The organism is Leptothoe sp. ISB3NOV94-8A (genome assembly GCF_043421595.1).
In the GTDB taxonomy this organism is placed as follows: domain Bacteria; phylum Cyanobacteriota; class Cyanobacteriia; order Phormidesmidales; family Phormidesmidaceae; genus Leptothoe; species Leptothoe turfae.
Window position 1 is genome coordinate 3,340,128 of sequence record NZ_JAXSQW010000001.1, and the last position, 13,938, is coordinate 3,354,065.

11 protein-coding genes are annotated in these 13,938 nt (G+C 47.7%); 5 read left to right on the forward strand and 6 right to left on the reverse strand.

The annotated features are described in order from the left end of the window. Positions 1 to 194 precede the first annotated feature (194 nt). Entirely contained in the window at positions 195 to 4,112 is a 3,918-nt protein-coding gene (locus tag SPB21_RS14140; RefSeq protein WP_499866951.1) for a two-partner secretion domain-containing protein, read from the forward strand. Between the two features lie 22 nt (positions 4,113 to 4,134). Here SPB21_RS14140 and SPB21_RS14145 read toward each other — a convergent pair whose 3' ends face one another. Next, entirely contained in the window at positions 4,135 to 5,046 is a 912-nt protein-coding gene (locus SPB21_RS14145) for an FG-GAP repeat domain-containing protein (RefSeq protein ID WP_499866953.1), read from the reverse strand. Positions 5,047 to 5,232: 186 nt separating this feature from the next. Between SPB21_RS14145 and SPB21_RS14150 the strand changes: the two genes are divergently transcribed. Together SPB21_RS14150 and SPB21_RS14155 are read left to right on the forward strand one after the other, a co-directional pair. Continuing rightward, positions 5,233 to 6,153 carry an isopenicillin N synthase family dioxygenase gene (locus tag SPB21_RS14150; protein ID WP_499866954.1) on the forward strand — a complete coding sequence of 307 codons (921 nt, stop codon included), beginning with the start codon at positions 5,233 to 5,235 and terminating at the stop codon, positions 6,151 to 6,153. Positions 6,154 to 6,238: 85 nt separating this feature from the next. Continuing rightward, on the forward strand, positions 6,239 to 7,174 hold the full coding sequence (locus tag SPB21_RS14155; RefSeq protein ID WP_490795161.1) for an FTR1 family iron permease: 936 nt from the start codon (positions 6,239 to 6,241) through the stop codon (positions 7,172 to 7,174). Positions 7,175 to 7,389: 215 nt separating this feature from the next. On the opposite strand, the gene SPB21_RS14160 is transcribed toward SPB21_RS14155, so the two are convergent. The 3 genes from SPB21_RS14160 to efp form a co-directional block, all read right to left on the reverse strand. Next, positions 7,390 to 7,752, reverse strand: a complete 363-nt coding sequence (locus SPB21_RS14160) for a hypothetical protein (RefSeq protein ID WP_163665415.1) — start codon at positions 7,750 to 7,752, stop codon at positions 7,390 to 7,392. A 477-nt stretch (positions 7,753 to 8,229) separates the two neighbouring features. Beyond that, positions 8,230 to 8,730 carry an acetyl-CoA carboxylase biotin carboxyl carrier protein gene (gene accB / locus SPB21_RS14165; RefSeq protein ID WP_163696838.1) on the reverse strand — a complete coding sequence of 167 codons (501 nt, stop codon included), beginning with the start codon at positions 8,728 to 8,730 and terminating at the stop codon, positions 8,230 to 8,232. Between the two features lie 124 nt (positions 8,731 to 8,854). After that, positions 8,855 to 9,412 (reverse strand): elongation factor P, encoded by a 558-nt coding sequence (efp, locus tag SPB21_RS14170; RefSeq protein WP_163665419.1) that lies wholly within the window; start codon positions 9,410 to 9,412, stop codon positions 8,855 to 8,857. Between the two features lie 213 nt (positions 9,413 to 9,625). On the opposite strand from efp, the gene SPB21_RS14175 reads away from it, so the two are divergent. Continuing rightward, on the forward strand, positions 9,626 to 10,765 hold the full coding sequence (locus SPB21_RS14175; RefSeq protein ID WP_163696840.1) for a peptidylprolyl isomerase: 1,140 nt from the start codon (positions 9,626 to 9,628) through the stop codon (positions 10,763 to 10,765). Next, entirely contained in the window at positions 10,762 to 11,766 is a 1,005-nt protein-coding gene (gene thiL / locus SPB21_RS14180; protein WP_499866957.1) for a thiamine-phosphate kinase, read from the forward strand. Before SPB21_RS14175 ends, thiL begins: the two co-directional genes overlap by 4 nt. A gap of 103 nt (positions 11,767 to 11,869) precedes the next feature. Here thiL and SPB21_RS14185 read toward each other — a convergent pair whose 3' ends face one another. After that, positions 11,870 to 12,799: a cobalamin-binding protein gene (locus SPB21_RS14185; protein ID WP_499062248.1), complete on the reverse strand. Its 930-nt coding sequence runs from the start codon at positions 12,797 to 12,799 to the stop codon at positions 11,870 to 11,872. 187 nt (positions 12,800 to 12,986) lie between these two features. Next, the gene (locus tag SPB21_RS14190) at positions 12,987 to 13,904 is read right to left on the reverse strand and encodes a retropepsin-like aspartic protease family protein (RefSeq protein WP_499866959.1); all 918 of its coding nucleotides are present in this window, start codon (positions 13,902 to 13,904) and stop codon (positions 12,987 to 12,989) included. Positions 13,905 to 13,938: the final 34 nt, after the last annotated feature.

A 13,938-nucleotide genomic window follows, 5' to 3' on the forward strand; every position in this document is an offset into this window, starting at 1 on the left:
GGGAGTGCCCCTAAAGGATTGTCCATTTTTAATCGAGTTTAATGAATTCGGATTTGGTATCACTCTTTACTCAGAAAAATTATTGATTCTAACTGCGGTTATCCCCATATACTTTTGCTGACTTCGGCTGTTTTGGGTGTAATTGGATGTCTCTCAACCGTGGGCTATGGCTTTTGTTGGTAACTGCTTCGGTTATGGTCCCTTCTTGGGCTCAAGCGCAGATTGTGCCTGATACTACATTGGGAACGGAGTCCTCTAGCCTGGTTTCCGATCAGCTGATAGAAGGAGAACTCACTGATTTAATCGATGGGGGTGCGCTGCGGGGTAGCAATTTGTTTCACAGCTTTGGTGAGTTTAATGTAGCCGATGGTCAGCGGGTCTATTTTGTAAATCCTGCGGATGTTGAGTCGATTTTGAGTAGGGTAACAGGAGAGAACTCATCGGAGATTTTTGGCACACTGGGGGTGAACGGACCTGCGAGTTTGTTTTTGATTAATCCCAATGGGCTAATATTTGGTGAGAATGCTCGGCTCGATATTGAGGGATCGTTTTATGGCACGACGGCTGATGGAGTGGAAGTCGGCAGTGAAATATTTAGTGCGGTTACGCCAGATCAGCGTGGGCTACTAAGTGTTAATCCCAGTGTGGCGTTTTGGAATTATTTGACGACAGAATCAGGAGATATTATCAGTCGTGGAGCGCTAGCAGCTAGTGGGGATTTAGTGTTAGCAGGACAGAATTTAGAGTTGCAGAATCAGGTGGCTGCATTGGGGAATGTATCGCTGTTGGCAACAGACAGTATCAAAATTCGTGACATGACGGAGGTACCATTTGTTGCACTAGCAGGCGATGAATTGCTGGTACAGGGGAATCAGCAGGTAGATATTGTGGCATTGAGCCATCCCGATAGTGGGTTATTTTCCTATGGAGATATGGTGCTGCGCTCAGCGCAGAGAGTTGGAGGAGATGCCCATTACCTGAGTGGTGGTAGTTTTCAGGTGGAACAACTGGATGGTTCAGCTGGAGAGCTGTATAGTCCTCTTGATCCGATTATTCGTTCCCAGGGTGATGTGAGTTTCTCTGCTTATTTGGGAGCGTCTTTACACATTCTGACAGGTGGAGCTGTTGAAATAGGGACTGTCGTGATTACGGGGCCAGACCTTACAGGAACAGCAATCAGTCCTACCACAACTCCAGAACTGTCAACTGTTGAATTATCTGACGGAACAACGCTTACTGTTGATGGCAGTACAAGACCTACATTAGATATTAGAACGGGCGTTGATTCAGCAGTAATTGGAGATCCGTTGGGAACGTTAGGTGAGTTATCTGGGACCTTTTTTGACTCTTCTTTGACGCCTACATTACCGCCAAATAACAATCCCATTGCAACAAGTGCAAACATCACCATTGGGGATGTTTTTATAGATGCACCCAATGGTTTAGTACTGTTAACTAATCAGTATGAACCTGCTTCTCAGACATTGCCTGGAGACATCTTGATAAATGGAACAGGCATCTTCGGTGATGGTATTGATGTAAGAAACTTTACTGGAGCAGGTGGAGCTGTTTATCTGGATGCCCGCAATAATATTGATGTTCTGAATAGCTTTATTTCTACAGCGGCTGCAATAGATGTACAAGATATCGTGCTTGTTGCTGATGGCGTTGTTACTTTTGACGGTATAGATGGTACCCGTGAAACTGGAATATTTAACAGTTTAGCTCTAGGGGGAACTGGATCGTCTGGTAATGTTCGAATTACAGCAACTGCTCTAAATGTATTGAATGGCGCACAACTGAACAGCTTAGTTTTTGGTAATGGTCAGGGTGGAGACGTCATTCTTAACATTCTAGAAACTGTTCGATTTGAGGGTATTAATCTAAGAAACAGCTTTCCTAGTGGAGCTTTTAGCAGTATTTCAGTCAATAGCCAAGGCACGGGCGGGAATGTGCGCATCCAGGCACGTAATATTGAGGTACTTAATGGGGCTGAACTTAGTGCCAGTACCTTCGGCACTGGCAATGCTGGCAACGTCATTATCCTCATTGATGAGACCGCTCGATTTAAGGGGACTGACTCTAGGGATGGCAGCGCTAGCGGAGCATTTAGCCGTATTGCATCTAGTGCTGAAGGCAGGGGGGGAGATGTTCGTATCCAGGCACGTAATCTCGAGGTGCTTGATGGAGCTCAGCTGAGTGCCAGTACCTTCGGCACCGGCGATGCAGGCAATGTCATTCTCCTCATTGATGAGACCGCTCGATTTCAGGGGATTGACTCTAGAGATGGTAGTAGTGCCAGCGGGGCGTTTAGCAGTATTGAACCTAATGCTAAAGGCACAGGTGGGGATGTACGCATCCAGGCACGAAATCTTGAAGTGCTCGATGGAGCTCAGCTGAGTACAGGAATCTTCGGCGCAGGCATTGCAGGTAGTGTCATTCTCCTCATTGATGAGACCGCTCAATTTGAAGGAGTCAATTCTAGGTCTGGCAGTCCTAGCGGAACATTTAGCAATATTGGGATCAATGGTAAAGGAATAGGTGGAGATGTGCGAATCCAAGCGCGTAATCTCGAAGTACTCGACGGGGCTCAGCTCGTTGCAAGCACCTTTGGCATTGGAGATGCAGGTAGTGTCATTCTCCTCATTGATGAGACCGCTCAATTTGAAGGAGTTAATCCTATAGATACTAGTATTAGCGGCGCATTTACCAGTATTGAGCCTAATGGTAAAGGAGCTGGTGGGGATGTGCGCATTCGGTCACAGAATCTCGAAGTGCTCAACGGGGCCCAGCTTAGTGCAGGTACTTCTGGTATCGGCAATGCAGGAAATGTCGTTTTACTGATTGATGAGACCGCTCGATTTAAGGGGATTGACTCTGAGGATAGCAGTGCTAGTGGCGCATCTAGCAATATTGACCCTAATGGCAATGGAACTGCTGGAGATGTACGTATTCAGGCACGAAATCTCGAGGTACTCGATGGGGCTCAGCTCAGTGCAGGTGTCTTTGGCACTGGCGATGCAGGCAACGTCATTCTCCTGATTGATGAGACCGCTCGATTTGAGGGAATTAATCCTATCAATAACAGTAGTCCTAGCGGCACATTTAGTAATATTGAACCCAACGGGGAAGGAACTGGTGGAGATGTCCGCATCCGGGCACGAAATCTTGAGGTGGTTAACGGTGCTCAGCTAGGTGCAAGTGTCTTCGGTACTGGCAATGCAGGTAGTATCCTTCTTCTGATTGATGAGATTGCTCGATTTGAAGGTAGTAGTCCTGTAGATACTATTGTTAGCGGCGCATTTACAAGTATTGAGGCCAACGGTAACGGTAAGGGAGGGAATGTCCAGTTAGAAGCAGCTCAGCTTGAACTTAATGATGGAGCAGTTTTATCTTCTGGTAGTTTAGGCGAAGGAGCTTCGGGCAATATTTTACTTACTATTCGCAATCGGCTCACAGCCAAAAACGGTACGATCGCCACCAATGCTGAACAAAATGCTGGTGGTCAAATCCAAATTAATGCGGGTTCTATTCTTCTCTTTGGAGATAGCGATATTCAAACCTTTGTGGACTCCGGAGAAAACAATGGTGGCAACATTACGATTAGAGCCAATGCGTTAGTCGCTCTAGATGACAGCGATATTCTTGCCTTTGCAGCCGATGGTCGTGGGGGTGACGTAGACCTGAGTGAAACAGCTTTCTTTGGCCAAAACTTTCAGTTTGCACCACCTGGCACCGACCCACGAACTTTAGATAACAACGATCGTGTCGACATCAATGCCACTGGAGGAATCGCCTCTGGAACAATCTCATTGGCCGATGTCAGTTTTATTGAAGACAGTCTTAACGAACTGCCTGACAATTTAGTTAATCCTGAGACCTTGGTTTCCAACAGCTGCGTTGTGCGCACCAACGACACAGATAGTAGCTTTACAGTCACAGGTAGCGACAGCTTAGAAGAACAACCTGGCAATTCTCCAAGCACCTATAGCCTGGAAACCGTGCAGCCTATACCTGCGACACCAGAAACCGCAGTTGCCGAGCCCCAGGGAACCTATCGGCTAGCCGATGGACGCTTAGTAATCGGACGCCAATGTGATATCGACCAATAGGAGCGCATTGCAATGGAGATTATCACCCCAACTCATCGGCTGCAATCGGCAATCCATCCTCACCTAAATAACCGATTTCAATTAAAAACGCCCGTAATGCCGTCGGGAAATCCGGATGTGTACCCACCTGTTCCCCCTCCTCATAGATTTGTAACCCCCAGGTAGCCTCACGATCATAGTTGTCGAGCATAAACTGCCAGGCAGCATCAAAATCTTCATTTAGCACAGCATGTTGAGCCACATAGCTAGCCAACAAACTGTTAGAAACATAATCATCCTCTTCTCGAACTCTCACAAAGACGCTTTGAAAAGTCTCTATTTGTTCTCGAATTTGCTCTGGAAATTGTCGTGTAGTATCTACCAGTTCCCCATCTCGATAGGTGAAAAACATCACCGGTGGGAATGACTCAGCGTAACTGCCAAACCTATAGAGAAACGCCTGATGAGGCACAGCCATTTCCACATAGCCATCACCGTTAACATCTGCAATATCAGGACCTATCCCATCTAAATAACCAGTCTCTACACTGGCAAATGCTTCACCAGTCCAGCGGTGAATCGTTGTATTCGTACAGCAATGGGCACCCCCAGAATAGTTACGCACAATAATTTCTTCAGTACCGTCATTATTCAAATCTTGCAACTGAAACTCAGCAAATGTCCAAGCCAGGGTATCGACCAGTTCCTGCTCTTCACCCTGATAAAGCAGCTGATAGCTGAGATTGTTTTCGTCCGACGCCTCAAGCTCACGGTAGTGGGTATAACTAACGCGCACTCCCACATCACTCCCTGTCAGCTCTAGATTTTCAAAAGATGACGTATCGTAATTCAAACGTAGTGTGGACTGAGCTTTGACCGATGAGGTTAGGCCGAATAAACTAACCCCTAATACGCCAATGCTCAATAGACCTAATAGGTTGAGTCGCTGTTTCATAGTTAAATGTTCTATGTTTCTGGCGCAATATCTATCGCCAGGCTATATTTCCCCACATTAGACTTCATTACCTAAGAGCCTTTTTCCTAGAATTTATTCTGACCTTTATAGTTAAGCGTCCTAGCCGGGTGGGCAGTGCTCACCCTTTATGCTTTTATTCTGTGCCCTTCTGCCTTCTCCGTTTTTATGACCGCCGCCACCCTGCCTGCCTTAGACCGACAAACGTTCCTCCATGGTTCACCTGGCCAACAGCAGGAATTCGTCCTCGCCTTGGGCCAAGCGTTAGAAACTGTGGGCTTTTTTGCTCTAGAAAACCATGGCATTGAGGGCAGTTTAATTAAGTCTGCCTACGATGCGGCAGCTAATTTCTTTACACTGCCAGAAGCGACTAAACAAAACTACGAACGACCAGACATTAATCAACAGCGTGGTTTTACTCGCTTTGGTCAAGAACATGCAAAAGATAGCGATGCCCCTGATCTCAAAGAGTTCTGGCATGTGGGGCGCGAAGCAGAACTGGCAAACCCCTGGCCCCAAGAAGTACCGACATTTCAGCCGTTAATGTCAGCGCTATATCGAGAGCTAGAAGCCTGCGCAGCTGACTTATTAAAAGCCTGTGCCCTTTATCTAGACTTGCCCGCAAACTTCTTTGATGAAGAGGCTAGGCAAGGAAAAAGCATTTTACGAATACTGCACTACCCACCGTTACCAGAGACTATCCCTCCCAAAAGTCTGAGGGCGGCTCCCCATGAGGACATTAATCTGATCACCCTGCTATGTGAATCCACTGGACCTGGCTTGGAACTCTTGCAAGCAGACGGCAGCTGGCTTGCCATTGAGTCCTTGCCAGGTCAGATTATTGTGGATACTGGAGATATGCTGCAGGCCTTGAGTAATGGCGTGTTCAAAAGCACAACGCATCGAGTGGTCAATATGGATGGTCGAGATCGTCGATTTTCTCTGCCATTCTTTATGCATCCACGACCAGACTTTGATCTCACACCGCTTCCCAATTGCATCAAACGCACAGGCGGCACACCTAAGTTTCCCACCCAAACAGCCGGACAATATCTACAGCAACGCCTTCAGGAAATAGGATTAGCCTGACAGTACAATCAGGCATGGGCAGATTACAGCAACACGGCATAATAGATACCATCCAAGCTTTATGCTCAACATTTTCCACTACCCCATGGACATTGCCTCCGCTATACCAGTCGCTATCGTCACCCTGCGTGAAGGCGTAGAAGCCGCACTAGTGGTCGGGATTGTATTAGCCTGCCTGAATAAGGCTGGCAAAATGGACCTAAATCAATGGGTTTTTGGAGGCGTGGCCGCTGGGATAATAGGCAGCATTTTAATAGGCTCATTTTTAGGCTTAGGACTGCAGCAGGTGCAGTATGTTATGCCTAATGCTGAAGCTCTATTGAAACCGATCCTGGGCATTCTGTTTGGCAGTATCGCCATTATTATGCTGAGCTGGATGCTGCTGTGGATGACCCGCCAGGCCAGAACCCTTAAAACAGAGATTAATCAAACTGTCACCAATGCCCTTGGCAATGAATCTGCAGGTCTCAGTATTTTTAGTTTGGTTTGTATCGCGGTATTAAGAGAAGGATTTGAAACAGTTTTATTCTTGTTTACCCAGTCCCAAACATTAACTGACAACTTATTAGGAGTTGTTATGGGGCTGTTGGGAGCAACATTCATTGGCTTTGGATTATTTAAATGGGGCATTCGCATTAACTTGAAGCTGTTTTTTCAAGTTATGGGTGTATTGCTGTTGTTAATTATCTCAGGCCTGGTAGTTTCAGTTTGCCGCAACATCGATATTACCTTTGCCACTATTAGTCAATTCAACAGCTTATCGGTTGACCTCTGTCTTGGGTTTCAACAGTCTTGTGTATTGGGGCCTCAAATCTGGAACACTAGCCAAATCTTGCCAGATAAAGAATTTCCAGGCGTTGTTTTGAAAGTGCTGCTGGGTTATCGCGATCGCATCTACCTATTACAGTTACTCGCCTATGTATTGTTCTGGCTAGTCATCGGTAGCCGCTATTTCCGCACTCTCAATCAGCCGACTAATTCAAAAAACTCTCACACTACGTCAGTTTCTCCATCAGCTTGAGAAGAAACCTAGCACAAAACATTTTCCAAATAACCATTAAGCATAAACAAGGTTTGAGCTTCAGGTCTTTAGAGGTAGTTAAAAAAAACCAAAGCTCAAACCAATTCACTTCACAATTACTGATTTAGGGGATGAACCGAGCTAGAGCCATTGCTGCTCAAGGTCATCCCGATGATCAGCAATACCTTTACTTCTCTCCTTAGAAGGTCCTAAAGCTATTGTTCAGAGTCACTTTGGTCTAATAATCGCTCAAATCGATCCTTCGACCAGCGATCTGTCGCGTAGGAAATAGCACTAATCTCAGCTAAACGAATCAGCCACACCGTCCGTTGATAAGGATCATCTGGTAATTCATCATCCTCATAACCTTCTGCGACATCCACATCTACGACTTCCACGTAGTCACTGTCTAAATAAATAGGAATGCCGACTAATCGTGTTCCTGGCATTCGAAACCAGACTTCACTACCACTGTGGAGAGCTTCTTCTAAGCGTTTGTAGAGCCGTGTTTGTTTCGGAGCTTTGCAGGCGCGGGACTCTGATTCACGTTGAATGAGCTGTCGAGGGGTATCTTGCATGCTTCTCTCCTTTTGATCAATACACAATGCCGTACACGTACCACCTGTTTGTTTAACGACGGTTGTTAAACCCATTTAACTAAGCGGCTTTAGAGCTGGACATCTGGCATATCTCTACCGAGGGCACACCTCCTTCTTGAACGAAAAACTAATTGAATAGAGCTAGTTTAGTGGCTTGCCTAAGGCATAAACTAAGTACCTGCAATAGACCGGCATCTGTGTAAAGAATGCCCAAGTCTACTAAAGGCAGAACCTTTCTAGGTAGTCTACATCATAGCAATCCAGACAAGTAGGCAGAAAATCAAGAGATTTCCCCATACACCTTAGACAAATTATTAAGTTACTGTGTGCAAAAATATTTCTATAAACGGGTCGGTTGTTAAGAAGCACACCACCGGTAAAACCAACCCAGAGGTCAGCAACGCCCATGATTATTAAAAACCCTATCCAGGTGCTGTGCGTCCCATCCCCCGCCGATTAACTCTGCTTTACTCGCATCAGGGGCTGACCAAACTCAACCGGTTCAGCGTTCTGAACTAAGATTTCTACAATCTCACCAGATACTTCAGCTTCCAGTTCGTTCATCAGCTTCATCGCTTCAATGATGCAGACTGTTTGACCGGGTTTGATGCGATCGCCTGTGTCGACAAACGGAGACTCATCAGGAGCTGGAGAACGATAAAAGGTGCCCACCATGGGAGACGTAATCTCATACAAATCGGATGGACTAGACACAGGTGGTGCAGCGGGCTCTGTAGCAGCAGCACCTGTAGCAGGTGGCGATGCCATCATTGGTGCAACGGACGGTATAGCAGCAGCAGATACAGTAGCATCCGAAGACAGTACCACCGATTGACTGGGAGCAGTCGCTTTACGCAGGGTGAGCTCAAACTGAGGATTTTTAAGCGTCAGCTCAGCAATATCCGTTTGATCGAGAGCGGCAACTAGCTGACGAAGCTCACTAAAATCCAAATCCACTATGTACACTCCAAATAAACGATTAGAGACGCCTAACCCACAGAACCTAACTAAGGCAATCTAGCATTGAAATAGACACAAAAATTGCAAAACCTAACCATAGGGCACTGAGCACCCCCCAAACCTATTCTCGACCGAGATAGGAATCATTACGAGTGTCAATCTTGATGCGTTCACCAATTGAGATAAACAGAGGTACCATCACCTGGGCACCGGTTTCAACTTTTGCAGGCTTGGTACCGCCAGTCGCTGTATCCCCTTTCACACCAGGATCCGTTTCTGTCACTTCTAAAACGACCGAGTTCGGCAAATCCACCTCCAAAACCTGGCCATTCCAGCGCAGAACGGTAACCTCCATTTCTTCCTTGAGATACTTCACCTGAGTCCCAATCTGCTCTGCCGAGAGCTGGGCTTCATCATAGGTTTCCATATCCATAAACACGTACTGCTCACCATCGCGATAGGTGTGCTGCATCACGCTTTTTTCCAAAATAGCCTGAGGAACGGTCTCCCCAGCGCGAAAGGTACGCTCAACAACGCTACCCGACTGCACATTTTTCAGCTTAGTGCGTACAAATGCTGCCCCTTTCCCAGGTTTTACGTGGAGAAACTCCACCACTCGCCACACGGAACCATCAAGTTCAATGCTAGTGCCGGTACGAAAATCGTTACTAGAAATCATGGTGCTGGCAGACAGTAGGTTAGTTGATAGTCAGGGGTTGATAGTCGGCCCTTATTGTACAGCCCAGTGGTCATTTCCCCGTACGGTTGAATAGTATGGCCAATGCAGTCGGGGGTACAAGACGTTTAGCTCCCTAACAGGAACTATCTGAGACGAGCCACACTATGGCAAGATCGTAAAGGTTTGTCACGCCGTTGTCGTTAATTTACAACTATGGCTCGTTTTCAATACAGCTTTCAGGCCGCTCTTGCGGGTCTTTTAGGCGTCGGTTTTAGTTTTTTCCTCAGCATGGGTTGGTTTTTAGTGCCGTCTGCCCAGGCTGGTCCCATCCCTTCAGTAGCCTTACCAGTTGCTTATCTACCCCCTGGTGATGCCATTACTGACCCTAATGCTCTATTACGCTATGCCCTACCCATTGATAGTCCTGAGATTCGAAAGGTTCAGGATAAGTTAGAAGGTTTGAACTATGCATTACGTACAAAACAGTGGGGCCGAGCAAAGCGGGATATTTACCAATCGTCAAAGCTAATTCATCGTAAGCGTGCGGCCATTGTCGAAGCAATTCCTGAAGAGCGGCGCTCCATGGCTGACCCGTTGCTGGAAAAGATGGATAGTCAACTGGAAGTAATGGAGAAGGCGGTCAAAACCAAGGACTTAGAAACCCTGTGGGCAAGTCGACGAGTCACCCTCAATACCATCGGTGACCTGGAATACTTAATGGTGAAGGGCTTTCCCTACGAAGTACCGACCGAGTATGACAACCTTCCTCAATTGAAAGGTCGCGCCACCATCGAATTTAAGACCAATGAAGGCCCCGTAATCGTAGTTGTTGACGGTTACAGTGCACCCATTACTGCGGGCAACTTCGTGGACTTGGTGAAGCGGGGTTTTTATGACGGCATGACCTTTGACCGAGCTGAAGAAAACTATGTGTTACAAACGGGTGACCCAGACGGTCCTGAAGCTGGGTTTATTGATCCAAAAACCCAGAAATATCGTGCTATTCCGCTAGAAATTTTGGTGGAAGGTGATGAAAAACCCACCTATGGAGCCACACTGGAAGAACTAGGACGTTTTCTAGAGAAGCCTGTACTACCGTTTAACTCGTTTGGTGCCCTAGCCATGGCCCGTCCTGAGTCTGAGCCAGATGGAGGATCGTCCCAATTCTTTTTCTTCTTATTTGAGCCAGAGTTAACACCCGCCGGGCTCAATCTGCTGGATGGTCGCTATGCGGTATTTGGCTACACCATTGAAGGACAGGATGCCCTGGATCACATGGGCCGCCAGGGCGGCAAAATCATCTCCGCTAAGGTGGTGAATGGTTTAGATAATTTGGTTGAACCAAAGGTTTGAGCACCGCTGGCATCACCCTTGCTCAATTAGGTGAGCACGAAATCCTCAAACGGCTGCGTCAGTATTGCGCAGCCGTCGTTGGTGATGACGGCGCTGTGCAGTCGTTACCGGCTGGTGAACAGCTAGTGGTTACCTCAGATGTCTTAATTGAGGGGGTACATTTTTGCGATCGCACCCTATCCCCCAATGCCCTCGGCTGGCGGGCTGTCGCCGTTAACCTGTCGGACCTGGCAGCCATGGGTGCCAGGTCCATGGGCATCACTATCGGCCTCACCCTACCGCCAGCTACACCTTGGGGCTGGGTCGAAGCGCTATATGAGGGGATGCATAACTGTTTAGAAAAATACGGCGGTGCCATTATCGGTGGCGACCTCTGCCGAGGCAACCAGCGCAGTTTAGCCATTACCGCCTTAGGTATCGTCCCCCAGCATCAAGCTATTTATCGCAGTCGCGCCCAAGTCAACCAAACCCTTGTGACTACCGGTATTCATGGGGCCTCCCGTGCAGGCTTAGCCCTACTGTTAGATGAACTAGATGAACTCAAGGGATCAGGCTCGGCAGCCCAGTCATGGATTAAAGCCCACCAACGACCTGTACCCAGGTTTGACGCGATCGCAGCCCTACACTTACAGCTACAAGATTTCGGCAATATCGCTGCCATGGACACCAGCGACGGTCTGGCAGACGCTGTCATTCAAATCTGCCATCAGAGTCAGGTGGGGGCAAAAGTTTTGCGATCGCAGCTACCGATTCCCCCTGGTTTAACCGAAGCAGTCGGGCAATCGACCGCCGAAAACTGGACCCTCTACGGCGGCGAAGATTTTGAGCTGTTGCTGAGCCTACCACCAGATATTGCCAAGGGTTTTGTCAATAAACTACCTGGCAGTCAGATTATTGGTCAGACCACTGCGGCCAATGAAATTCGACTCATTGACGATGTGAACCATGGGCCTAATATTCGATTGGATCAAGGACAGGGATATCAGCACTTTAGTACTTAGTTCCTAGTTCCTAGTTATTAGTTGATTGCCGCAATTAGGCTAATACTTAACAAACAGCAACTAACGAATAACCAAGGATCAATAACAAATAACTCTTGCGACCCTAATAAATTTTCCACGCCTTCATCGCATACCCAAAGGAACACTCATCCGGGTGCAGAATCTCCGCCAAAATCTCCAGAGAATCCACTAAACGGGGTCCCGGTCGATTGAAGTATTGATTGCCATCCACCAAAAAGATACGGCCATCTTTAACCGCTTTTAGATTTTGCCAGGAAGACATTTGGGTGAGCTGATCCACCGATTGACGGCCCTGTTGCAGATCGTAACCACAGGGCATCACCACTAATATATCTGGCTCAGCCGCATTGAGATCGTCCCAAGGCAGCCAGGGAGAATGACGCCCCACTTTCCCAAATAAAGGATGACCGCCCGCCATGGACACTAATTCTGGCACCCAGTTGCCTGCCCCCATCAACGGATCGGTCCACTCTAGACAGGCAACGGTGGGTTGGGGTAACTTGGCTGGCACCTTTGCCAAGCACTCCTGGAGTCGCCCCTGGAGTTGCGCAATGGTGAGATCTGCGATCGCATCTCCATTGTTTGCATCTAATGATGTTGCCACCCGCCGGAGATCGTCCCACAGGTCGGCTAAGATTTGAGGCTTTAAAGAAATAATTTCAGGCTGGGGATCAATGATCTGGGCAACCGCCTTTTTCACATCGGACAGACTGGCAGCACAAACCTCACATTGGTCTTGGGTCAAAATGTGTGTGGGACGCAGCTCCTGTAGCCTCTCCACATTGACGTTATAGACACTCAGCCCTCGATGCAGCAGTTCGCTGACCCGGTCATGAATTTCTTGGCTTTTGCCAGTGGGATGAAAACTCGGGGACGTACACACTGGCAATTTCTGCACCTCCGGCGGAAAGTCACAGGCATGGGAACGACCCACCAGTGACTCTCCAAATCCTAGGTGGATAACAATTTCTGTAGCGCTGGGAATTAGCGAAACGATGCGAAGCTCAGACATGGCAGCGCGTTGGTAAAACAATTAGCTTTTGAAAAGCTACAAGGAGAATCAATGTATCGGGTGGGGTGATGGAATATGAAGGCATCTAATCATTGTCCTTATATTCCTACACTCAGGTTATATCAGCTCTAACATTCATGACATGGGAATCGACCCTCAGGGGGAAGACCCCTTTGCCTTTGCAGAATTAACGGGGCCGAAACTCTACAGAGTTCACCTGCAAAATGACATCAAAATTTTTGTAGACATCATTTCCTAACAACCCAATAGGCACAGCATCACCAATACTCACGGGCAGGTTGCGATGGGTAATGTTGCCAACACTAATGGACTCTACATAGCCCACATCAACAACGGCACGACTATTGCTGGCCGTTGCCACCGATGCCTGACCAACCACATTAATACCCAAATCATTGGCCATGGATCGGGTAATGTGCGTATGGCTGGCTCCGGTATCCAAAATCATGGGATATCGTCTGCCATTGAAGTTCACCGCAATGACGGGGGTACCCCCACGACGCTGGATAATCGGCACACGTGCTACCCCGGTGGCAGTGGCGGCTACAGGAGCAGTCGCCACTGCCACCGTAGAATCCTTAGCAATGGGTGTGGGCCTGTTTAAACTTATTTCGGCTGGGGGTTGCTTGAGATCGGCCAAACGCTGCTTTGCCTGAGCTAAATTACGCTCATAGTCTTTCAGTTTAGTTTGGGCAACTGCATAGTTTTGCTCGCCTGCCGGTACGTCCTGAAGTTTTTGAACTGCCTGCTCCCAACGGCCAACGATTAAATCCCAATCATCTGGAGATGTGGCCTGCTGACCTAATTTAAAAGCACTAGATGCCAGGTTAATGGCATCTTGATAGGCTGTGGATAGTTCCGCTGCGCTCGCTGGAACAGTTGCAGCATTAGCGGCATCAGGTTCAATACCAGCCTTATTATTAGTTTCATCGGCCTCCACCGAAGCACTCATTTGAACCGGGACGGAGGCTGTTTCCCTCTCTGTTCTCTCTAAAGTGTCGGTTGATACTGGACTAATCTGACAGGCCGCTAGGGTCCCTAGACAGAGAATTTGAAGAATTCTGATGCATTTTTTCTCAAGCATTGTTCAAAAGTTCCCCATGGCCTCTAGGATGGTA